At 62.2% G+C, this 21,977-nt stretch carries 21 protein-coding genes and 1 tRNA gene; 7 read left to right on the top strand and 15 right to left on the bottom strand.

All coding sequences use genetic code 11. The annotated features are described in order from the left end of the window. Positions 1-13: 13 nt before the first annotated feature. A complete protein-coding gene (locus tag ACFSJC_RS00110; protein ID WP_386021430.1) occupies positions 14-688 on the bottom strand; it encodes a transglutaminase-like cysteine peptidase in 675 nt (224 codons plus the stop codon). 171 nt (positions 689-859) lie between these two features. Between ACFSJC_RS00110 and ACFSJC_RS00105 the strand changes: the two genes are divergently transcribed. Both ACFSJC_RS00105 and ACFSJC_RS00100 read left to right on the top strand, forming a co-directional pair. Beyond that, positions 860-2,974, top strand: a complete 2,115-nt coding sequence (locus tag ACFSJC_RS00105; RefSeq protein ID WP_386021427.1) for an HD domain-containing phosphohydrolase — start codon at positions 860-862, stop codon at positions 2,972-2,974. Positions 2,975-2,988: 14 nt separating this feature from the next. After that, a complete protein-coding gene (locus ACFSJC_RS00100) occupies positions 2,989-3,771 on the top strand; it encodes a metallophosphoesterase family protein (protein ID WP_386021424.1) in 783 nt (260 codons plus the stop codon). 51 nt (positions 3,772-3,822) lie between these two features. Here ACFSJC_RS00100 and ACFSJC_RS00095 read toward each other — a convergent pair. The 7 genes from ACFSJC_RS00095 to pncC all read right to left on the bottom strand — a co-directional run bounded on the left by ACFSJC_RS00095 (position 3,823) and on the right by pncC (position 10,765). Further along, positions 3,823-3,913, bottom strand: a tRNA-Ser gene (locus ACFSJC_RS00095). 151 nt (positions 3,914-4,064) lie between these two features. Continuing rightward, positions 4,065-4,283 carry a carbon storage regulator CsrA gene (gene csrA / locus ACFSJC_RS00090; protein WP_007041325.1) on the bottom strand — a complete coding sequence of 73 codons (219 nt, stop codon included), beginning with the start codon at positions 4,281-4,283 and terminating at the stop codon, positions 4,065-4,067. A 261-nt stretch (positions 4,284-4,544) separates the two neighbouring features. Then, positions 4,545-5,774 carry an aspartate kinase gene (locus ACFSJC_RS00085; protein ID WP_386021421.1) on the bottom strand — a complete coding sequence of 410 codons (1,230 nt, stop codon included), beginning with the start codon at positions 5,772-5,774 and terminating at the stop codon, positions 4,545-4,547. 140 nt (positions 5,775-5,914) lie between these two features. Continuing rightward, the gene (alaS, locus tag ACFSJC_RS00080) at positions 5,915-8,518 is read right to left on the bottom strand and encodes an alanine--tRNA ligase (RefSeq protein ID WP_386021418.1); all 2,604 of its coding nucleotides are present in this window, start codon (positions 8,516-8,518) and stop codon (positions 5,915-5,917) included. A gap of 39 nt (positions 8,519-8,557) precedes the next feature. Beyond that, positions 8,558-9,040 (bottom strand): regulatory protein RecX, encoded by a 483-nt coding sequence (locus tag ACFSJC_RS00075; RefSeq protein WP_386021415.1) that lies wholly within the window; start codon positions 9,038-9,040, stop codon positions 8,558-8,560. After that, a complete protein-coding gene (gene recA / locus ACFSJC_RS00070) occupies positions 9,037-10,077 on the bottom strand; it encodes a recombinase RecA (protein WP_386021412.1) in 1,041 nt (346 codons plus the stop codon). Before recA ends, ACFSJC_RS00075 begins: the two co-directional genes overlap by 4 nt. Before the next feature lie 178 nt (positions 10,078-10,255). Beyond that, a complete protein-coding gene (gene pncC / locus ACFSJC_RS00065) occupies positions 10,256-10,765 on the bottom strand; it encodes a nicotinamide-nucleotide amidase (RefSeq protein ID WP_386021409.1) in 510 nt (169 codons plus the stop codon). A gap of 133 nt (positions 10,766-10,898) precedes the next feature. Here pncC and ACFSJC_RS00060 point away from each other — a divergent pair, with 133 nt between their 5' ends. Genes ACFSJC_RS00060 through ACFSJC_RS00050 form a run of 3 tightly spaced genes read left to right on the top strand, consistent with a single transcriptional unit; the run spans position 10,899 to position 13,196 of the window. Next, a complete protein-coding gene (locus ACFSJC_RS00060; protein ID WP_386021406.1) occupies positions 10,899-11,180 on the top strand; it encodes a cupin domain-containing protein in 282 nt (93 codons plus the stop codon). A 60-nt stretch (positions 11,181-11,240) separates the two neighbouring features. After that, a complete protein-coding gene (locus tag ACFSJC_RS00055) occupies positions 11,241-11,723 on the top strand; it encodes a DUF302 domain-containing protein (protein ID WP_386021403.1) in 483 nt (160 codons plus the stop codon). 3 nt (positions 11,724-11,726) lie between these two features. Next, positions 11,727-13,196, top strand: coding sequence for a 2Fe-2S iron-sulfur cluster-binding protein (locus ACFSJC_RS00050; protein ID WP_386021400.1), 1,470 nt, complete (start codon positions 11,727-11,729; stop codon positions 13,194-13,196). 6 nt (positions 13,197-13,202) lie between these two features. On the opposite strand, the gene ACFSJC_RS00045 is transcribed toward ACFSJC_RS00050, so the two are convergent. From ACFSJC_RS00045 to ACFSJC_RS00025, 5 genes are all read right to left on the bottom strand, one after another. After that, complete coding sequence (locus ACFSJC_RS00045) at positions 13,203-13,385, bottom strand: hypothetical protein (protein ID WP_007041334.1); 183 nt, start codon at positions 13,383-13,385, stop codon at positions 13,203-13,205. Between the two features lie 186 nt (positions 13,386-13,571). Continuing rightward, positions 13,572-14,324 (bottom strand): bifunctional 2-polyprenyl-6-hydroxyphenol methylase/3-demethylubiquinol 3-O-methyltransferase UbiG, encoded by a 753-nt coding sequence (gene ubiG / locus ACFSJC_RS00040; RefSeq protein WP_386021396.1) that lies wholly within the window; start codon positions 14,322-14,324, stop codon positions 13,572-13,574. 153 nt (positions 14,325-14,477) lie between these two features. Continuing rightward, the gene (gene zapE, locus ACFSJC_RS00035; protein ID WP_386021393.1) at positions 14,478-15,563 is read right to left on the bottom strand and encodes a cell division protein ZapE; all 1,086 of its coding nucleotides are present in this window, start codon (positions 15,561-15,563) and stop codon (positions 14,478-14,480) included. 103 nt (positions 15,564-15,666) lie between these two features. Continuing rightward, positions 15,667-16,866 (bottom strand): pyridoxal phosphate-dependent aminotransferase, encoded by a 1,200-nt coding sequence (locus ACFSJC_RS00030; RefSeq protein ID WP_386021390.1) that lies wholly within the window; start codon positions 16,864-16,866, stop codon positions 15,667-15,669. Then, positions 16,863-17,642: an HAD-IA family hydrolase gene (locus ACFSJC_RS00025; protein ID WP_386021387.1), complete on the bottom strand. Its 780-nt coding sequence runs from the start codon at positions 17,640-17,642 to the stop codon at positions 16,863-16,865. The genes ACFSJC_RS00030 and ACFSJC_RS00025 overlap by 4 nt, the downstream gene beginning before the upstream one ends. Before the next feature lie 224 nt (positions 17,643-17,866). On the opposite strand from ACFSJC_RS00025, the gene dksA reads away from it, so the two are divergent. Continuing rightward, positions 17,867-18,301, top strand: a complete 435-nt coding sequence (gene dksA / locus ACFSJC_RS00020; RefSeq protein ID WP_386021384.1) for an RNA polymerase-binding protein DksA — start codon at positions 17,867-17,869, stop codon at positions 18,299-18,301. A gap of 25 nt (positions 18,302-18,326) precedes the next feature. Further along, entirely contained in the window at positions 18,327-19,235 is a 909-nt protein-coding gene (gene gluQRS / locus ACFSJC_RS00015; RefSeq protein WP_386021381.1) for a tRNA glutamyl-Q(34) synthetase GluQRS, read from the top strand. A 35-nt stretch (positions 19,236-19,270) separates the two neighbouring features. Here the strand turns inward: gluQRS and ACFSJC_RS00010 are convergent, their stop codons facing one another. Next, on the bottom strand, positions 19,271-20,026 hold the full coding sequence (locus tag ACFSJC_RS00010) for a CHAP domain-containing protein (RefSeq protein ID WP_386021378.1): 756 nt from the start codon (positions 20,024-20,026) through the stop codon (positions 19,271-19,273). Positions 20,027-20,535: 509 nt separating this feature from the next. Then, positions 20,536-21,939: a P-loop ATPase, Sll1717 family gene (locus tag ACFSJC_RS00005; protein ID WP_386021375.1), complete on the bottom strand. Its 1,404-nt coding sequence runs from the start codon at positions 21,937-21,939 to the stop codon at positions 20,536-20,538. Between the last annotated feature and the right edge of the window lie 38 nt (positions 21,940-21,977).

Genomic DNA, 21,977 nt, shown 5'->3' with positions numbered 1-21,977 from the left:
TTAAGCGAACACATTACTTGAACAGCCACCAGACCTTCTCGTTAGCGGAAAAAACGGGCTTATAGTGACGGACCGCGCTCGCCTTCGTAACCCTTTTGATCTGATTGTCGAGCAGCAACGCCCGACCCTGGACCTCGGCCAATAGGACGGCGTGTCCGACATTCAGGTTGAGGTCCATCACGGCGACCAGATTCAGCTCATCGTTATCGAAACCCAGCGCACGCAAACTCATGAACTTGACGATCGCATAATCCTCGCAGTCCCCAGCCTTGTCGAAGAACTCAGCCGGGGTCTCCCAATAGTCATCCACTCCCCAATTGACGGGATCCGTGATATAGCGCCAGTTATTGGCGAATCGATTGACCTCCTCGACCTGGGTCAAGCGATCGCGCCCCTTGAGCCGATCGATCAGCGCCTTCCACTCGGTATAGGGACAATTCCCGCGACCTCGCGACCGGCAACGCTCGTCCTTTCGCTCTTCCTCCCGATAGCGTTTGAGCAGGGTGTTCCACTTGGGAATGGGGCGCAGATCGGTGAATTTCTTGCCGGTGCGACCGAACACATGACCGGTCGCCAAACCCGAATCCGCGCGCACCGGACACATCGGTCCGAGCGCAAGCAGCATCAGGGAAAGGAACAGACAGAGCAGACGACGGGACCAGGGGCTGGGGTACGAGTGAATCGCCATTGCGGTGGATTGGACACTCGGCTCATGCTAGAAACAATGGCATGATTCGCTCATGGGAAAGGTCGGCTGACATCTCTGGCGGGACGGTGTCGCCATGATAGCGCCAAACCAGGGCCGAACGGCAATTCGGGATGACGCGCACGCCCCAGTCGCTATCCAGGAGTTGGAACAGTGAAGAAACAGATCTACGCCGTCGCAACCCTCATCGCGACCATGCTCGTCGCATTCTACGGCATCCTGCTGCTCGACTCCTCAGAGCGCGATCGCGACATCCAAAACCTTCAATCGCAGATGAGCCTCGTCGTCGACAGCCGGGCCGAGGCCCTGAACGACTGGCTCCAAGCCCAGTACGCGGTGCTCGGAGCGCTGGCCGACAACGCCTCCCTTCAGCTCTATGTGACCGTGATCGGCATGAGCGGTGCGGACCAGCCGCTGGAGGAAGACCCGGCCGAACGCGATTATCTGCGCAACCTATTGAACGCCAAGGCCGAGCAATTCGGGTTTCTCCCGGAGCGCATCGCCGCCAAGCTCCCGGCCAACACCAGACCGCTGGCCACGGCCGGACTCGCCCTGCTGGACCCGACGGGAGGCGTCATCGCCTCTTCCGACGGCATGCCGCCGATCGAAGGCCGCCTCAAGAGCTTTCTGGACGATACGCCTCTGACCGAGCGCGGCTTGCTGGACCTCTTCCCAGGTCGAGGGACCCACCCGACACTGGGCTTTCTCGCACCCGTCTTCGGAGAAAACGAGGAAGGAAAGACCCAGGTCATCGCCCGCGTTCTCGGATTGCGCCAGGTGGACGACCGCTTCTTCGGGGCGATGAAGCAGCCGGGCCTGACCGCCAAAACGGCCGAATCCTACCTGATACGACGCGACGGCAATCGCATCCAGTATCTGACGCCGCTGCGCGACGGCAGCGACCCGCTGTCGAAAACCCTGGCCATCAACTCCGAACGACTGGTGGATGTCGCCGCCTTGAGCGAACCGGGCCGTTTCCACGAGGGACTGGACTATGCGGCCAACGCCTGCTTCGCCGTGAGCCGCCAGATCCTCGGCACGCCCTGGACGCTGGTGCACAAGATCGATCGCAGCGAGGCATTGGCCAAGAGCAAGGCCGACCGAACCACACTGGTCAGCGTCCTGAGCCTCGTCCTGGTGCTGTTCGGCGCAGGACTGGTCGTGGCCTGGCGCTACTCCACCTCCCTGCGCGCCGAGGAGGCGACCCGCGAGGCCGAACGCTTGGCGCAACGCTACAAGGACTCCTCCGAGCGCTTCGAGTCCATCTCGCGCTTCCTCGATATCGTGACGGACGCCCAGCCCCATGCCATCTTCGTAACCACAGGCGACAATACGCTGTCCTTCGGCAACGAGCGCATCGCCGAAATCAGCGAGGTTCCGAAGCGGGAACTTGGGGGCCGCAGCCTGATCGGCCTGTTAGGACAGGAGCGGGGCAGCGCCTACAACGCCATCAACCAGCATGTGCTGGCGACGGGCTGTCCAATACGCGAAACCTCCCGCTTCCCGGATGAAAATGGCCAAGAACAGGTCTGGCGCTCCTTCCACTGCCTGCTGGAGACACAGGATGGCGAGCAGCCGCAGGTGCTGACCACGATCGAGGATCTGACCGATCTGATGCGCGAACGGGCACGCCGGGAACGCAACACCCGACAACTGATCGAAACGCTGGTGGGACTGGTCGACGAACGGGATCCGGACTCGGCCCATCAGTCACGCTACGCCGCCCAGGTCGCACGCAGAATCGCCGAAGAGATGGGGCTCGAACGCCCCCTGATCGAAACCGCCGACCAGGCGGCACGACTCGCCAATATCGGCAAGGTCCGAATCCCGCGCGCACTGCTCACCAAGGACGAGTCGCTCACCGAAGACGAAATGCGCGTCATCAGACAATCGCTGGACGAGGGACCGAATCTGCTGAAGGGGATCGAGTTCGACGGACCTGTGGTCGAAACGCTACGCCAGATCAACGAGCGAATCGATGGCGCCGGCAGACCCTGCGGACTGAAAGAGGACGCGATCCTCCCGACGGCGCAGGCAGTGGCCGTCGCGAACTGCTTCGTCGCGCTCCTGAGCCCGCGCGCCTTTCGTGACCCCAAGTCGTTCGATGAAGCGGAGGCCATCCTCATGGAGGAGATCGATCGTCGTTTCGACCGACGCGCCGTCTTCAGCCTGCTCAACTACCTCAACAACAAGGGCGGCAAAGAGACCTGGGCCGAGATGACGCGACTTCACGGAACCCCAAGGCCATCGAGTCCGCACGACACCTGAGTCAACGAATCCACATGCTAGGACTGTTCAGAAAGCGCAGAGGCTCAACCCCACCCACGACAGCACCGAGCACGCCGCCGGGGATATGCATCTACGCCGTCGGCGACATCCATGGACGCTACGATCTGCTGCTCGCACTGCAGGACAAGATCCTGGCGGACGCCGCCGAACGGCAGGAAAGACACAAGATCGCGATCTATCTGGGAGACTATATCGATCGCGGACCGGACAGCCGCAAGGTCGTGGCACACCTGCACGCGAATCCCTTGCCCGACTTCACGTCCATCCATCTGATGGGCAACCACGAGCAATCGATGCTCGGCTTCATTCGCGCTCCCGACCACCACGCCAACTGGCTGCAGTTCGGCGGACTGGCGACCCTGACATCCTACGGCGTCGGCTCCAGCGCGCTCGGGTTGGAAACGGAGCTGAGACAGATGGCGCGAGAACTAGAGATGCAGATCCCCGAGCCTGAGCGCGTTTTTCTGGAACGATTGGAGGCCTATCGCGTATTCGGGGACTATCTTTTCGTCCACGCAGGTATCCGCCCAGAACGTCCGTTGGAATCTCAGGAGATGGCGGATCTCTTCTGGATCCGGGAGGATTTCCTGCGCTACACCAAACCACACAGCCACGTCGTCGTACATGGCCATCACGTCACCGAGGAACCGGTCGTCAAAGACAACCGCATCGGCATCGACACAGGTGCATTCGCCACTGGATGCCTAACCTGTCTCATGCTGGATGGCGAAGAGCGTCGCTTCATCGATACCCGAGAGCCAGAGACAATCGACTGAGGGCACAAAGAAAAAGCCCGTCAGATTCAAAATCCGACGGGCTTTTTAATATGGCGGAGAGAGAGGGATTCGAACCCTCGATAGGTGATTAACCTATACTCCCTTAGCAGGGGAGCGCCTTCAGCCACTCGGCCATCTCTCCAAAATCATGCATCGCATGTGATCGCGTTACCAGTTAAGTAACTGATCGATACTTAGCGTATTGGCATTCAGACGATGTCTGGAAAACCAGATAACGCGACCACTTCCGATCAAGGCTGGCCATGATATCAGGTCCAGCCCCGCATTTCTAGTCAGTCAAGCTGACCGGCGTGACTTTCGACGCTAGCACCTTCGCCAGCCTCAGCCTGCTCCCTTTTGATCCGCTCGTAAATCTCTTCACGGTGAACGGCCACATCACGGGGCGCATTGACGCCGATCCGCACTTGATTGCCTTTGACGCCCAGAACGGTCACGGTCACTTCGTCACCGACCATCAGCGTTTCGCCAACCCGGCGAGTCAATATCAACATTTTACTTTCTCCCTACGTTCCCTTATCCGCAACGATGATTCCCCGCCCCGGCTTTCCGACCTCTTCGGTACCGCTCGGAGGGTTAAACCACCCCCAGACCAAGAATGAGAGAATACTCACCTTGGAATTCTATCAACAGCCGCTATGGGATCTCCATAGCAGCTGCGGCTTGACAGTTTCAGTTAGTTTGGACGGCAGCAACGAATACAAGAAGGTTTGCACCCGTTCCGACCGGTGGCTACACCATGTTTGTGACCAGTATCACGCCGTGCTCGCCTGATCCAGGCCGAATGCCTCGTGCAGCGTGCGCACACCGAGTTCCAGATACTTTTCATCGACCACGACCGAAATCTTGATCTCGGACGTTGAAATCATACGAATATTGATGCCTTCCTGGGCCAGCGCCGAGAACATGCGGCTCGCGATGCCCGCGTGGCTGCGCATCCCGACCCCAACCAGCGAAATCTTGACGATGTGGAGATCGCCCAGCACCTGACGCGCGCCAAGCTGCTTGGCCGACGCCTCCAGGATTTCCAGCGCGCGCGCATAGTCGTTGCGGTGGACGGTGAAGGTGAAATCCGTCAGCGCCTCCTGCGCGGCGATGTTCTGGATGATCATGTCCACTTCGATATTGGCGTCGGCGATCGGCCCCAGGATCTGGTGCGCCACACCCGGCTGATCCGGCACGCCAAGCACCGTCAACTTGGCTTCGTCGCGACTGAACGCGATTCCAGCAATCTTGGCGTCTTCCACGGCATCTTCCTCGAAGGTAATCAATGTGCCCTCTCCCTCGCCGAAGCTGGAGAGAACGCGCAGAGGGACTTTGTACTTTCCGGCGAACTCGACCGAGCGGATCTGCAGCACCTTCGATCCCAGGCTCGCCATTTCGAGCATTTCCTCGAAGGTGATCCGGGCGAGCTTGCGCGCCTTGGGCTCGACCCGAGGATCGGTCGTATAGACGCCATCCACATCGGTGTAGATCTGGCACTCGTCGGCCTTGAGCGCCGCAGCGATCGCGACTGCCGAGGTATCGGATCCACCACGGCCCAAGGTCGTGATGTCGCCAAGCTCGTCGATACCCTGGAAGCCAGCGACCACGACCACACGCCCAGCGTCCAAATCCGCCTTGACCCGTGCAGCATCAATATCACGAATGCGCGCCTTGTTATGTGCGCTATCCGTCAAGATGTGTACTTGGGCGCCCGTATAGGAGCGCGCCGGACAGCCCCGGGCCGACAGCGCCATGCTCAGGAGCGCGATGGTGACCTGCTCGCCGGTCGACATGAGCACGTCGAGCTCCCGTGGCTCGGGACGCTCCTGAATCTGTCGCGCGAGTCCGATCAGGCGATCGGTTTCGCCGGACATGGCGGACAACACCACCACGACCTGATTCCCCTGATCGCGCCAGCGCTTGACGCGCTCGGCCACGGCCAGGATCCGCTCGGCGCTGCCGACGGAGGTTCCGCCGTATTTCTGGACGATCAGCGCCATCGACCGCCCCTACCCTGCAGGTCGCCTTGCATCTTTCTCAAACACCCAGACGAAAACGTACACCCAAAAAGTGCACCATTGAAGGAAGACGAGCGGGCCGAGGACCCGCTCGACTCATTGAATTCGGCCATGCCGTCAGGTTAAGAGAGACGTCCTCTCACCCAACCGTCGACAGACGCGAGCGCACCCGGAATGCCAGCCGGATCATTGCCGCCGGCCTGAGCCATGTCAGGACGCCCGCCGCCCTTGCCACCGACCTGGGTCGCGATCTCGCGAATCAGATCGCCGGCCTTGAAGCGGTCGGTCAGATCCTTGGTGACGCCGGCGACCAGGCTGACCTTGCCGTCCGCCTCGGTCGCAAGCAGGATGACCGCAGAGCCCAACTTGTCCTTGAGCTGATCCAGAATGGTCCGAAGGTTTTTCGGATCGGCGCCGTCGAGACGGGCGGCCAACACCTTGACGCCCTCGATGTCCTGCGCCTGGGCGGCCAGATCCTGACCGGCCGAGCTTGCAAGCTTGCCCTTGAGCTGCTCCAACTCCTTTTCGAGACGGCGCGCGCGCTCGACCAGCTGGACCACGCGCTCGTCGACATCCTCGCGTCCGCCCTTGAGCAGACCCGCCAGACGCAGCAAACGCTCCTCGTCCGCCTCGACCCAGTCGAGCGCCGCTGCGCCCGTGATGGCCTCGATGCGGCGAACGCCGGCGGCGATGCCGGTCTCGTTGACGATCTTGACCAGACCGATGTCACCAACCGCCTTGACATGGGTGCCACCGCACAGCTCGGTGGAGAAATCGCCCATGCGCAACACGCGCACCTGATCGGTGTATTTCTCGCCGAAGAGCGCCATGGCACCGGACGCCTTGGCGTCCTCCAGACTCATGATGCGAGTCTCGACCAGATGGTTGGCACGCACCTCGCGATTGACCATGCGCTCAATCGTCAGCAACTGCTCGCGCGAGACCGGTTCGAAGTGCGAGAAGTCGAAGCGCAGACGCTCGGGACCGACCAGCGAACCCTTCTGCTGGACGTGCTCGCCGAGCACCTGACGCAGGGCCGCATGCAGCAGGTGCGTGGCCGAGTGGTTCAGAGCGGTTTCGAGCCGACGCCCGGCATCGACGCGCGCATCGACCCGGTCACCGACCGTCAGCGATCCTTCGAGCACGCGCCCGACGTGAATCATGACGCCGCCGCCCTTCTTCTGGGTGTCGGTCACCTCGAAGCGGGCGGTCTCGGTGGTCAGCCAGCCACGGTCGCCGACCTGGCCGCCGGACTCGCCGTAGAAGGGCGTGATGTCCAGAATGACCAGCCCCTCCTCGCCGGATTCGAGCGCATCGCAAGAGGTGCCGTCGCGATAGAGCGCGACGACCGTGCCCTCCTCCTGCAACCGCTCGTAACCGCAGAAATCGGTCTCGCCCTGGACTTGGATCTCCTGGGTCTGAGCCGCGCCGAACTGGCTCGCCGCACGGGCGCGCTCCTTCTGCTGCGCCATCGCCTGCTCGAAGCCCTCCATGTCCAGCGTCAGGCCACGTTCGCGAGCGATGTCCGCAGTCAGGTCGGTCGGGAAGCCGTAGGTGTCGTAGAGCTTGAACACGGTTTCGCCAGGGATGCGATCACTGGACAGCCCGGCGATCGCCTCGTCCAGGATGCGCATGCCGTGATCGAGGGTCTCGGCGAAGCGCTCCTCTTCAAGCTTGATCAGGTGCTCGACATGGGCCTGAGCGGTCTTGAGCTCCGGATAGGCATCGCCCATCTCGGCGACCAGCGGCGCGAGCAAACGATGGAAGAAGGGCTCGCTGCAGCCGAGCCGATAGCCGTGACGGATCGCCCGACGCATGATGCGGCGCAGGACGTAGCCGCGCCCCTCGTTGCTCGGCGTCACGCCGTCGATGATGAGGAAGGCGGTCGAGCGGATGTGGTCGGCGATGACGCGCAACGATTTGTCGGCGCGATCGGCGCACCCGGTGACCTCGGCCGCCGCATCGATCAGGTGGCGAAAGAGATCGATCTCGTAGTTGCTGTGCACGCCCTGCATCACGGCCGCGAGACGCTCCAGCCCCATGCCGGTGTCGACCGAGGGACGCGGCAGGGGCGTCAGAGTGCCCTCGGCGTCGCGGTTGAACTGCATGAAGACCAGATTCCAGATCTCGACGTAACGGTCGCCGTCCTCGTCGGGCGAACCCGGGGGACCGCCCGGGATCTCGGGACCGTGGTCGTAGAAGATCTCGGAGCAGGGACCACAGGGTCCCGTGTCGCCCATCGACCAGAAGTTGTCCTTGGCGCCACAGCGCGAGAAGCGAGCGGCATCGACGCCGACCTCCTTCAGCCAGATGTCGGCGGCCTCGTCGTCGTCCTCGAAGACGGTGATCCAGAGACGCTCGGGCGGCAGCGACAGCACCTGGGTCAGATACTCCCAGGCGAAACCGATGGCCTCACGCTTGAAGTAATCGCCGAAGCTGAAGTTGCCCAGCATCTCGAAGAAGGTGTGATGGCGCGCCGTGTAGCCGACGTTCTCCAGGTCGTTATGCTTACCGCCGGCGCGCACGCAGCGCTGGGACGAGACGGCCCGGTTATAGTCGCGCCGCTCGCGCCCGAGGAAGAGTTCCTTGAACTGCACCATCCCCGCATTGGTGAACAGCAGGGTCGGATCGTTGGCCGGAACCAAAGGACTGGAGGCAACCCGCGCGTGTTGACGTTGCGCGAAATAGTCGAGGAAGCTCGCTCGAAGCTCTGCACTGGTGATCATGGAGAAATCTCGAAAGGACCGCTCGTCGAAAGGGCCCGGTCAGTCATTCCAGCGCAACAGACGCCGGATGGATTCGGTGGGAAACCCGCGCTGCGCGAGAAAACGCGCCCGTCGGGCAAAATCGGCGCGGTCCTCGGGCGGCTCGGCGCCGAAGCGCCGGTCGCAGACTGCAGCCAGACGCGCCTCCCAGGTCTCGGTCGAGACCTGAAGGCAGCGGTCGATCAATTCATCGGCCACACCCTTGTGGCGCAGCTCGCTGCGGATGCGCAGGGGGCCGAAGCCCTTCTCGATCCGCTCCTCGACATAGCGTTCGGTAAGACGCAACTCGTCGATCGCACCCTCGCGTTCGAGCGGGATCAGCGCCTCGCGAATCACCGAGTTCTCGAAGCCGCGAACGGCGAGCTTCTGCTCCAGTTCGAGGCGAGAGTGCTCGCGCCCGGCCAGCAGACGCAGTGCCTGCTGCCGCGCGGCGACGATCGGATCCGCCGCTGTCGAATGTCTGGCCTGGGCGCTCAGAATCACTCCTCCGGGAGCGTCTCGGGGCTCTCTTCAGCGGTCTCGGCAACCACCTTGGGCAACAGCTTCTCGCGGATCTTGGCCTCGATGTCCTGGGCGATCTCGGGATGTTCGAGCAAGAAGCCACGGGCATTGTCCTTGCCCTGACCGACGCGGTTGCCCTCGTAGCTGTACCAGGCGCCCGACTTCTCGATGAATCCCTCCTTGACGCCCAGATCGATGATCTCACCCTCGCGAGAAATCCCCTGACCGTAGAGGATATCGAACTCGGCCTGCCTGAAGGGCGGGGCCACCTTGTTCTTGACCACCTTGACCTTGGTCTCGTTCCCGACGACCTCATCGCCCTTCTTGATACTTCCGGTGCGACGGATGTCCAGACGCACCGAGGCGTAGAACTTGAGCGCGTTACCACCGGTGGTGGTCTCGGGCGACCCGAACATGACGCCGATCTTCATACGGATCTGGTTGATGAAGATAACGCAGCAATTGGAGCGCTTGATGTTGGCCGTCAGCTTGCGCAGCGCCTGGGACATGAGCCGCGCCTGCAATCCGACGTGCGAATCGCCCATCTCGCCTTCGATCTCGGCCTTGGGCGTCAGCGCGGCGACCGAATCGATCACGACGATGTCGACCGCATTGGAGCGCACCAGCATGTCGGTGATCTCGAGCGCCTGCTCGCCGGTATCCGGCTGCGAGACCAACAGATCGTTCATGTTGACGCCGAGCTTCTCGGCATAGACCGGATCGAGCGCGTGTTCGGCATCGACGAAGGCCGCCGTGCCGCCGAGACGCTGGGACTCGGCAACGATGTGCAGCGTCAGGGTCGTCTTGCCCGAGGACTCCGGGCCATAGATCTCGATCACGCGCCCCTTGGGAACGCCGCCGATACCCAGCGCGAGATCCAGCCCGAGCGAGCCGGTGGAGATGGCCTCCACGTTGCGCACGGCGCCGGCGTCACCCATCCGCATGACCGAGCCCTTGCCGAACTGCTTCTCGATCTGGCCCAGGGCCGCAGCCAACGCCTTTTTGCGGTTCTCGTCCATTCGATCTCCGTTAAACTCAGTTCGCTTGTGCCCGGTATTGCCTTGCTTCTTGGATCGCACTCTAGATAACCGTGGCGCGCGCTCGACGCCCATGAAAACGGTGAATTATGGCATAGCTGAAGCGTGTGCGTCATATCCCGCGACGATCGAAAAAAACCAGGGCGCAAAGAGCCAGCGCTCACCCATTCGGCGCCAGCAGATCGAAGAGCCGCTGCAGGGCGACGCGCACCGTCTCCCGCCGCACCGCCTCGCGATCCCCTCCGAATCGACAGCAATCGGCCAACACCGCACTACCGGGAACACCCCAGGCGATCCAGACGGTACCGACCGGCTTCTCCTGCGTGCCACCGCCAGGCCCGGCGATGCCGCTCACGGCCAAGGCGACCTGGGCGCGACTCCGATCCAGCGCCCCGGCGACCATCTCCCTCACCACCGCCTCGCTGACCGCACCATGCCGCGCAAGGGTCTCCTCGCGCACACCCAGCATCTCCTGCTTGGCGGCGTTGCTGTAGGTGACGAATCCGCGATCGAACCAGGCGCTGCTGCCGGCGACATCCGTGACGCACTTGGCGATCCAGCCACCCGTGCAGGACTCGGCGCAGGCCAGCATCAGAGCGCGCGCGCTCAGGCGCTCGCCGATACGGGCAGCAATCGTCTCGAACCCAAGGTCGGTGCTCTGTTCTATCATCGGGCGCGAGTGTCGCCGAACTCGGAGGTCGAGACAATCCCGTGCGTGGAAATCGCCCGGATCGACCGCACATCCGGCGACGATGGTCTCGATTCCGCCATCCGGCGACAAACCGAAGGAGCCCCGATAACCGATGAGCGATTTAGAGATTCGGTGCGAGCACAAGCCCTCTCCCGCCAAGCTGGAGGTCATGGGCGTGGACGACTGGCCGATCTGGAAGAAGGAGGTCTCGACCTTTCCCTGGCAGTACAGCCAAACCGAGACCTGTTACGTGGTTCGAGGACGTTTCAGCGTCACCCCCGAGGGCGGCGAGCCTGCGAGCTTCGGGCGCGGGGACCTCGTCACCTTCCCCGCCGGACTCTCCTGCACCTGGGAGATCCAAGAACCGGTCGAAAAGCACTATCGACTCGATTGATCCCCGCCGACCGCAAGCCCCTATCGCCCGACAACGAAAACGACGACGAGAGAGGATCATATGCGCACCCTACCCTGGCTCACCCTGTTCCTGATGCTGCTGCAGTCGCCCGCCCAGGCGAGCGACATGACGATCGCCGACACGGTCTTCAAGCTGCCATTGGCCGAGGACGTCACCATGGACGACGCGGTCGATTCCATGCTGCTTCGCGCCAACGCGCTCAATTTCAAGCTGGTCGCCCGACTGCCGCTGTCCAAGGAGCTGGACGCCATGGGCGTTCCCAGCAAGCATATTGAGATCTTCCAGTTCTGCGACGCCCGAATCGCGGCCCAAATGCTCAAGGCGAACCTGGACTTCTCGGCCTATCTGCCCTGTCGCATCACACTCATCGAGGATCAGGACGGGAAGCCCTGGCTGGTCACGCTCGATTTGGATCAGGTGATCGGCATGGCCGACCTGCCGCCCGATCTCAAGGAACTGGCCACCAAGGTGCGCGACACCATGAAGGAGATCATGCAAGCGGGCGCCAACGGGGACCTCTGAGCCATGAACGATCTCAGCCTCTCGCGGGCCGCGCGGCTAGCGGGCATCACCCGGTCCGAACTCCAATACCGCATCCGCAGGGGCGAGATCCAAACCTTCGAGGGATCGATCGCGATCGAGGATCTGCTCAGAGCCTTTCCCTCGATCCGTCTCGACGACGACTCGGCGCTGGAACGTGTCGAGCGCATCAAGCGCGAGGCCCTGCCCAAGCGCGAGGAGACGGAGACGAGACTTCCGGACGCACAGGTCCTGGTCGCGCGCCTGCACGGTCTGAGCGAGGGTCTCGCGAACCGCATCGCCGAGCTGGACGCGGCGAAGGCGCTGCTCGACGAGACCGGCGAGCGCCTGACCGGGCTTGCCGACCTCTCGTCGAGCGATCTACCAGACGCCCTGAACGCCACGCGCGACTGGTTCGCGGAGCGTCGACGCCAACTCGACGCACACGACGCCTCCAGCAATCGGACCACATTCTTCGTCAACGACACCTTTCTGCGCATCATGGCCGCCAACGTCAAACTCATCCCGAGCGGACACGACTTCTTCGTCGAGGGCAACGAATCCATCCTCGACGCCTCGGTGCGTGCCGGACTCAAAATGAACTACGGCTGTTCCAGCGGCAACTGTGGCGACTGCAAGGCCCGTGTCGTCAGCGGCGAGACCTGGCGGATGCGCAATCACGACTATCTGTTGAGCGAGCGCGAAAAGTCGATGGGCTACATTCTCACCTGCTCGCACACCGCCGTAACCGATTTGGTGATCGAAGCCGCCGAGGCCACCAAAGTGACGGATCTGCCGCATCAATGCATTCGCGCCAGCGTGCGCACCATCGATCGACGCTCGCCGACCCTCATGTCGCTTCAGCTGCGGACACCGCGCACCCAGACCCTGCGCTTTATGGCCGGGCAGCGGGTGCGGCTGACCCTGGCCAACGGCCAGAGCCGCGAATTGCCGATCGCGAGCTGTCCGTGCAACGGACGCAACCTCTGGTTCCTGATCCGGCGCGGGACGGACGCCTTCTCGACGGCCATCTTCGATACATTGAAACAGGGGCAGAGCCTGGAGATCGAGGGCCCGCACGGCACCTTCATCCTCACCGAGGACACCACCGACCCTGCCGTCTTCATCGCATTCGACGAGGGGATCGCTCCGATCAAGAGCCTGATCGAGCACGCCATCTCGATCGACATGATCGAGTCATATGCACTCTATTGGGAGACGCGCCAGCCGGAGGGACATCACGAATCGGGCTGGTGTCGCGCCCTGCGCGACGCGCTGGGCAACTTCGCATTCATACCGAGCACCGGCGATGCGCCGGAGCTGATCGCAGACCGAATCGCACAGGGGCGGATAGATCCCGACCGTCACCGCTTCTACATCGCCGGCCCGACCGAGATGGTCGGACGGATGGTCTCAGGATTGACTGAGAGGGGAATACCGGAGGAGAGAATCGCCTCCGAACGCCTAGAAGACTGATCGTCCTCAGGCAGCTTGCGGTCTGGCGGCTTCGGGCGGCAAAAACACGGTACCTTTGCCGAAACGGTTGACGGCCAGATCACGCACCCAGGACGGGGCGTCCGCATAGAGCCGGATATAGATGTAGCCAAGATCGCCGCGCACCATGGACGCGACCCAGCGCTCCAGTTCCTGTTGTTTATTGTCCATCGCTGCACACTCCACTCGGACCCTAATACATTCCCCGATGCCATAAGCGCGGGCTCGGGATCAATTGGGTATCCACTGCTTCACCCACTGCGGCAACCACGCCATTTATTACCTAGATTCCTTTCCTTCATCCTGAGTATGCACGAAACGCCGCCAATTCAACAGACCGTGAATCGAAAGAAATCCTCAGGATTCCTGCCTTTGGAGCAACAACATGTAGTTCACCCCGAGCCAGCGGCTGTAACTGAAACGTCGTGTCAATGGATTGATCCGCACACCTGTCTCATGAAGCAGGTCGAATTGGTCGCCTAGGTATTCCCGCACCGTCTGCGGAGGAACCAGCTTGCGGTAATGGTGCGTCCCACGCGGCAGCCAGCGCAGAATGTATTCGGCCCCGAGGATGGCGATCACATAGGCGGCAAGGGTGCGATTGATGCTGGCGACGAACATCGTGCCGCCCGGCTCGACCAGCCGACCGCAGTCGGCCAGAAAATCGGGCAGGCGGTCGACGTGCTCGACCACCTCCATATTGAGCACCACATCGAAGCGCAATCCCTCGTCGACCAGCCGGTCGACACTCGCCACGCGGTAGTCGATCGATAGGCCGCCGGACTGCGCATGCAGTCGCGCCACGGCGATATTCTTCTCGGTCACGTCGACTCCGGTCACCTCGGCCCCCAGACGCGCCATCGACTCGCTCAGGATGCCACCACCACAGCCGACGTCGAGCACGCGCACCCCATCGAGCGGGCGCTCCTGTGCCGGATCGCGCCCCAGATCGGTGGCGAGCCGCTCGCGGATATAGGCCACCCGAAAGGCATTGAGCCGATGCAGCGGCCAGAAGGGACCTTCGACATCCCACCAGCGGTGCGCGAGACGTTCGTAATAGGCCACCTCATCGGGATCGACGCTGGGCGCGCTCACGTGGGTCGAGGTCATAAGACGGGCTCCTTTGCGAGAATGTGAGACCAGGACGCGCCCTCGAACCGCAGGAGTTCAAAGCACATCGGTCAGGACAAAAGACGGCGGCAAAGCGCGCAATCCGGCGCGCACTCGCGAGTCGGATCGCGGATCTCGCCCCGAATCCAAGGCTCAGGATTCGGGTGCGACCGCTGCCAGATACTCGCGCGACTGCATCTCGATCAGACGACTGATCAGGCGCTCATGCGCAAAATCCTTCAGCCCGCCGCCATAGAGCTGGGCGACCGGCGCAGCAGCCGACATAATCAGCTTGACTCGCTGGTCATAGAACTCATCGACCAGATGCAGGAAGCGCCGTGACGCGTCATCCTGCTTCTGCCCGAGCAGCGGCACGCCGGACAGCAGCACCGTATGGTACTCACGGGCGATCTCGATATAGTCCGACGCCGAGCGCATGGTCCCGCACAGGGCCTCGAAATCGAACCAGGCCACATCCATACCCAGACCGTGCACCGGGAAGGACCGCCCATTCACCTGGAAATCGCTGGCCCCCACTTCGTGCCCGCCGGTCAGTCGATGGAAATATTCGGCGAGATGACGCTCCCCATCCTCCGTATCGAGGAAGAAAACGCCCTCTTCGGCCAGGGCGCGCAACCGGTAGTCCGTTCCGCCATCCAGCTCGAACACCCGGGTATGCTCCTTGAGCAGATCGATGGCCGGCAGAAACAACTGCCGCTGCAGGCCATTGCGGTAGAGATCGTCCGGTGCCGTGTTCGCCGTCGTCACCAGCGTCACGCCACGCGAGAAGAGCGCCTTCAGCAGGCCGTGCAACAGCATCGCATCGGTGATATCGGTCACCAGGAATTCGTCGAGACAGAGCACCCGCGCCTCGGCCCTAAGCCGATCGGCCACCACCTCCAGCGGATCCGGCTGCTTGGGCAGACGCGACATGATGTCGTGGACCTCGCGCATGAAGTGATGGAAATGGACCCGGCGCTTTCCGGCCAGCTCCAGATCCTCCATAAACCAGTCCATCAAATAGGTCTTGCCGCGCCCCACGCCACCCCAGAAATAGACCCCCCGAACCGGCGCCACGGGGCCGGAGAGGCGGTTGCGGATCTGCCCCAGCAACCCGCGACGCGGCTCGACGGGTGGCTCGCGGAGGAGCGTGCAATGCAATGATAGAAGCAGGTCGGCGGCCTGCTGCTGGACGCTGTCGAGTGGCTTGAACGGCTTTTTACAGATGCTGTCGGTCATGGGTGGAATCGGGTTTGCCAACGTCAGCGCCCGTCCCGATGGGATGCGGGACCGCACGCTGAAAGGTGAAAGGGAAAAGGACCGCGCGGGAGAATGAATCGCGTCAGAACCGTGCCAGATAGGCCGCGATGCGCTCGACGCCCTCGGCCAGACGATCCAGCTCACGCGTATAGGCGAAGCGGACGTAGCGACCGGCCTTGTGATCGCCGAAATCCTGTCCGGGCGTCACCGCCACACCGACCTCTTCGAGCAGACCGCTGGCGAAGGCCATGGAGTCCATCTCGACGCGCTCCGGCAGTTCGGCATAGAGATAGAAAGCGCCGTCGGGGCGGTTCGGGATCTGGAAGCCGAGCTCACGCAGCCTGGGCAGCAGGAAATCGCGCCGCGCCTCGAAGGCACGTCGGCGCTCCTCCAGAATATCCAGGGTCTCGGGCTCGAAGGCCGCCAACGCCGCGTGCTGGGCCGGGGTATTGGCGGCGATGAAGAGATTCTGGGCCAATCGATCCATGACGCCGATCGCCTCCGCCGGACCCGCAACCCAGCCGAGACGCCATCCGGTCATGCCGAAATACTTCGAGAAGCTGTTGATGACATAGAGGTCCTCCCGCCCCAGGGCCAGGGCGGTCACATCCGGCACCTGATATACGAGCCCCTGATAGATCTCGTCGACGATGAGGGCCGCCCCGCGCTCCCGGCACAGCGTATAGAGATCGGCGAGTGCCGGGGCGTCCAGAACGGATCCGGTCGGATTGGCCGGCGAGGCGACCACCAGGGCGCGCGTTCCGGGCAACCAGACCTCCTCGGCACGCTCGGTGGTCAATTGGAAATCGCTGTCGGCGCCGACCGGCACGCACTGTGGCTCGGCACCGAGCAGACGCAGGACCTGGCGATAGCAGGGATAGGAGGGATCGCCGAGCAGCACCCGGTCGCCCGGCTCTAGGAGCGCCGAGAACACCAGCTGCAACGCGCCGGACGCCCCTGGAGCGACCAGGATGCGCTCGGCCCCGACGGAAACGCCATAGCGCCTGGCGTAATGCTCGGCGATCGCCTGACGCAGTTTGCCGAGACCCGCCGCCGGGGTGTAATGGGTCAGCCCCTCCGACAACGCGCGCTGCCCCGCCGCCTGGATGGGCTCTGGCGTGGCGAAATCCGGCTCGCCGATCTCCAGATGGACGATGGAACGACCGAGGGCCTCCAGCTCGCGCGCCCGTCCGAGCAGACGCATCACGTGGAAAGGTTCGACCGCAAGGGCTCGCGCAGCGAGGGCGCGCCCGGTCGATGGTGTGTCGCGACCGATACTCATGATGCCGCCCAGACCTCGCGATGCAAACGATCCAGACGCGCCAAATCGACCCAGGGGGGGTCGCCCAGTTCCCCGACCAGTGCACGCGCCGGGCTCTCGGGATCACCAAGCGCATCGACCACCAGGGGCGCCGCACCAAAATCCTGCCCGATCGTATAGTCGTTCACCGTCACCAGCAGGGCTCGGATTCCTGCCGCCAGGGCGGACTGGGCACCGTTGTCGGAGTCCTCGATGGCAACAGCGTCCTCCGGCCCGAGCCCCAACTCGGACAGCGCCAACACGAAAATGTCCGGCGCGGGCTTCTTATTGCGTACCTGATCGCCTGCGGCGATCACCTCGAACCAGGACGAAAGACCGGGCTCACCGGCATGATCGAGCAGCTCGACGACATTCTCGGGGGTCGTGGTGGTCGCCACCGCGAGACGGATTCCGGCATCGCGCGCCTCGCGCAGCAGGCGCATGACACCGACCCTCAAAGGGATGCGTCCCTCACGCAGCATCGAGAGATAGCGGCGCGTCTTGGCCGCGTGCAGATCGGCGACGAAGGTCTCGGCAGACGCAGAGGCATCCAGCGAAATCCCGGCCCGCTCCATGTAGTAACGGATCCGCTCCTTGCCGCCAGCGACGGCCAGAAGCTCGCCATAGAGCGCCGGATCCCAGTGCCAATCCAGCCCGACCTCGGCGAAGGCGGCATTGAAGGCCACCCGATGGCCATCGCCCTCGGTGTCAGCGAGCGTGCCATCCACATCGAAGATCAATGCCTTGAATCCCAACATACAGCGACTCCACCTTGCTCTCACATGAACCTGCGCCGGCTCGAAGGGCAAAGATTACCCCACCGACGCGGGCCGCGCACCGCCACGAGCCCCTGTATCAAGTTGCTCAGGAGACGCCGATCTGATACTAAAGCAGGTTTTCGCGGCGCGGATCCGAGGAGAGGAGCGATGGACCGATCCGGTCCGCAAGACATCTCTACGACTCGAGCCTTCGGGAGAGCACAATGGCCGAAGCAATAACACAAGAAAACGAGACGTTTACCTTCGAACCCTACAACGCAGGGAGCGACGAAGAGTACATGAACCCCGAGCAGGAGGAACATTTTCGCGAAATTCTCCTCGCTTGGAAAAGGTCCCTGATGGAAGAGGTCGATCGTACCGTTCATCACATGCAGGACGAGGCGACCAACTTCCCAGACCCCAACGATCGCGCCACGCAGGAGTCCGAGTTCAGCCTCGAACTGCGTACACGCGATCGCGAGCGCAAGCTGATCAAGAAGATCGATGAGGCACTCGGTCGTCTCGACGATCACGACTACGGCTTCTGCGAGGCATGCGGCGTCGAGATCGGCATCCGTCGACTAGAGGCCCGCCCCACCGCAACCCTCTGCATCGATTGCAAGACGCTCGACGAGATCCGCGAGAAGCAGCGCGGCTGAGGAGCCTTGTCCTTCCGATCGAAGCATGACGGAAGACACCCCGGACACCCCATCCTACCGAGGGCGCTTCGCGCCCTCGCCCACCGGAGCCCTGCATTTCGGCTCCCTGATCGCAGCCCTCGCCAGCTATGCCGACGCACGCGCCCACCAGGGCGCCTGGATCCTGCGCATGGAGGATCTGGATCGTCCCCGTGAGCGACCTGGGGCCGCCGAACGTATCTTGGAGACGCTACGCGCGTTCGGCTTCGCTTGGGACGAGCCGATCCTCTATCAGAGCGCGCGCACCTCGGCCTATGAGGAGGCGCTTGCCCGACTCACCCAGCTCGGTCTCGCCTATCCCTGCGGCTGCACCCGATCCGAGATCGCCGCCACCGCCACGCTCGGCGCGGAAGGTCCCGTCTATCCCGGCACCTGCCGCGAAGGTCTCGCCCAAGGACGCGCCCAGAGAAGCATCCGGCTGAATACGCACGGGACGCAGATCCATTTCGAGGATCGGATCCAAGGACCGCAGAGCCAGTCGATCGAGGAGAGCATCGGCGACTTCGTGCTGCATCGGGCCGACGGCATCCACGCCTATCAGCTCGCCGTCGTGGTCGACGACGCCCACCAGAACATCACCCACGTGGTTCGCGGTGCCGACCTGCTGCTCTCGACGCCGCGCCAGATCCTGCTGCAACGTCTTCTCGGCTTCTCCCGGCCCACCTACGCCCACGTCCCGCTGATCCTCGACGAGCAGGGACGCAAGCTCAGCAAATCGTATGCAGCCGCGCCGGTCGATCCCAGCGACCCACTACCGGCACTGAACCTGGCCTGGAGACTGCTCGGTCAACCGTCCCTACCCGAGCACGGCAGCCCGGAAGCATTCTGGGATCTGGCGATCCCCCGGTGGCGCCTAGAAGACATCCCGTCCAGAGAGGCCATAACCATCACATAAATCGCGCGCCGACTCATGCGCTGAGAGGCGTGTGGCTAGCGGGACGTCAGCGGATAGACCCAACCAGCGATGCGCCCTCCTGCCGGGTTGCGGATCGCTCCAGGCTGGACATCCATGAGGGTGAAACGCCCACCCACAGCGAACAGGCGAATCCGACGCGCATAGGCCGTCGGATCGCGCCACGGGCGGTTGTCGTAGTTCTCCTCAGCGAGCGCGACCCAGCCTTGGTCGAGATCCACTTCCACCACCACGGCCACATGCCCGAAACGCCACGCGGCGTCCTCCAGGTCGGGCGCGTAGATCACCAGGTCACCGCGCTGCGGGGCACGCTTGGCGGATCCATTGAGCGAACGACCGAGCGGAATCGGGGTGCGATCAGGAAGCCCCTGCCCTTCCTTGAGACTGAAGATGTCCGTAGCCGTCGGAACATCCCCGAAGGTCAGCCCAAGGTTTTGGATCCACCAGCGCCGCGCGTACTCGACGCATTGATAGGTCACGCCCGCGTATTCGAACAGCTGCGGATCGGGCGACGTTTTCCCGACGCGGATCTCTCCCGATTCGAGATCGACGTAGCTGAAATCCAGACGAAGACAGGTCGAGACGCAGTTTGAGCGCGCCTCGACCCCACCCGAGACACCGAGCCGCAATCCAAACGGCGTCACGCAGGGTCCGTCGCACGCCCGCCGAGCGGCGCGGAGCTGCGACAGGCGTTCCAGTGGCCCGACATTTGAGGGCCGAACCATGAGGTCCGCACCGTCCGTATGCGGAAGGTGCTGGGCTGCCGGGTCCATTGATGAGAGTGCTTCGGCAAAGGACGGTCTAGAGATGAGGCAGAACAGGCCAACAAGGGCAGCGAACAACATGCACCAGCAGGAACGGTCGAAAGCAAGAACGGGATGGATCATGTTGTTCGGTGCATGTGGACAGCGGCGATCATCATCGCTACCCCAGCAACCGATGAATGAGCTGTCACCGCTGCCGAAAGGTCAAGTAGCAGTCAAACTGCGGAAACCTGCCGCTCGGCTTGTTTCAACGGGTGACGCAAGCACCCCAAGAGTTGACGCCCGTCTCATTGGTGCGAGCGACTTCTGCACGCGGATTGCGGTCGGTTTAGCTTGGGGCTTCAGTGTCGGGATAGCGCGGGGATGCGGCCACTCAGGATCCTAATAGCACTCAGCTCAGGACTCCGGTAACGCCTGAGTTCGGCGGCGTTTGAGGCGACGCGCACTTTGCGGCACCAAAGGGTGTGGCGGGTCAAACCTCCGCTGCAACGATCCGTTGGGCGCACTTTCGCCGCGCTTCAAGAACCGCGCTTTTCGGCGATGTTCAGGCCTTTATACAGGGACTGGTGGATGTATACGGCGCCCGTAGCAGGAAGTAGCAAATCTGGATCTTCGCAGCGAAACCGCGCTACACCCGCATCACGCAGACGGACACCAATGATTGACGCATCGAACAGCCTTTGCATCAATTCTCTGGCGCCATATTTTTCAACCAGTTTGGGTGCGTTCTCAGTCAATGCAGCAGCAAATTCATCAATAGAATCGAAGCGATGTTGCGTTTGCCTCAGAGCCTCAAGGAGAGCATCAAATTCGGAGAAGACGCGTCGATATTCTTGCTTGAGATCGTCCACCTTCCAGGCGCTATAGAGTTCTTCGGCCTCTCGGATCGTGTCTTTCGCGATCTCGGTTTCTCCCAAGGGAGTGCGCTTTTGGCACAGTTGCAAGAATTGAATAATCTCTCTCGGCCGAAGAAATGTTCGCTTCACCAAGTAGTTAAAAGGCGCAATACTTCCTCGCATATCGCCTTCTTCGAAGATGTCATCGATGGTCAACCCGTCAGGCAAGCGGGCGTTGACCAAATCTCTCAGAAGATCAACGCTCCAACTAATTTCTTCTTCTACAGCGCGATGCTTGTCTTTGTCGTCAAATCGGAGCCCTTGATAGATGTCTGACCTGAGGAACGTAACAACATGAATTCCTGTGCCATCTCTGTGCGAATATCTGTCGTTGATCTCTTTTGTTGCCTTCATCAAGCCGACTAGGAGGCTCTGTGACACCTCGGAACCATCCCATGAGTCATCCAACCGATCGGCGGCTACAAGTACGCCAACCCGGCCACATACTTTTTCGACCGCATCAACAAGCAAATCAATGACTTGAGGCGTAAGAGGCATCTCCTGCTTGGAGCGTTCGAAGCCAACCCCAAATCCGAACGCCTCGAGGTTGAACGCCTCTAACCCTTTCAGCAATCGCTTCGCCGTAGCAGTGGGCGTCGGCGCATCATTACCAAAATTCTTAGCTACAAAGCTGCGAATTTGTTCAAGACCTTTTCGCGCATCCTCATCCAGCATTTCAGCTGGTGCTTCTAGTGCTGCGGCAGCTGCGTCTACTGCAATAGTGAACTTCCAAGCATTTGAATGCGCCTGTTCGGGTAGCAGGCCTCGCTCTTCATACTGACGCAGCGCTCCCCAAGCGTACTGATCTGGAGTCATTAGACTTACTCGACAGGCGGGACCATAACGGTCGGCCGCCAATCTCGGGAGCTGCGTGAATATTGATGATTTTCCCGATCCCTTTCGCCCAATGAAATGCGCGCTACGAAAGCTTAACGCCTCGCCTACTTGGGGTGTATCGATGAAGTAATCAGCCAGGCGGCGGTCCGATTCGGCGTCTATAGGCGGTTTTCTTATTCCATGTATCATTCAGTTCACGGGCTCAGGTACCAAGTAATCTATACTTA

This window comes from Thiorhodococcus fuscus, from assembly GCF_042682685.1.
In the GTDB taxonomy this organism is placed as follows: Bacteria; Pseudomonadota; Gammaproteobacteria; order Chromatiales; family Chromatiaceae; genus Imhoffiella; species Imhoffiella fuscus.
The sequence above is the reverse complement of the archived record's forward strand: the minus strand, read 5'-3'. Positions and strand labels throughout refer to the sequence as shown.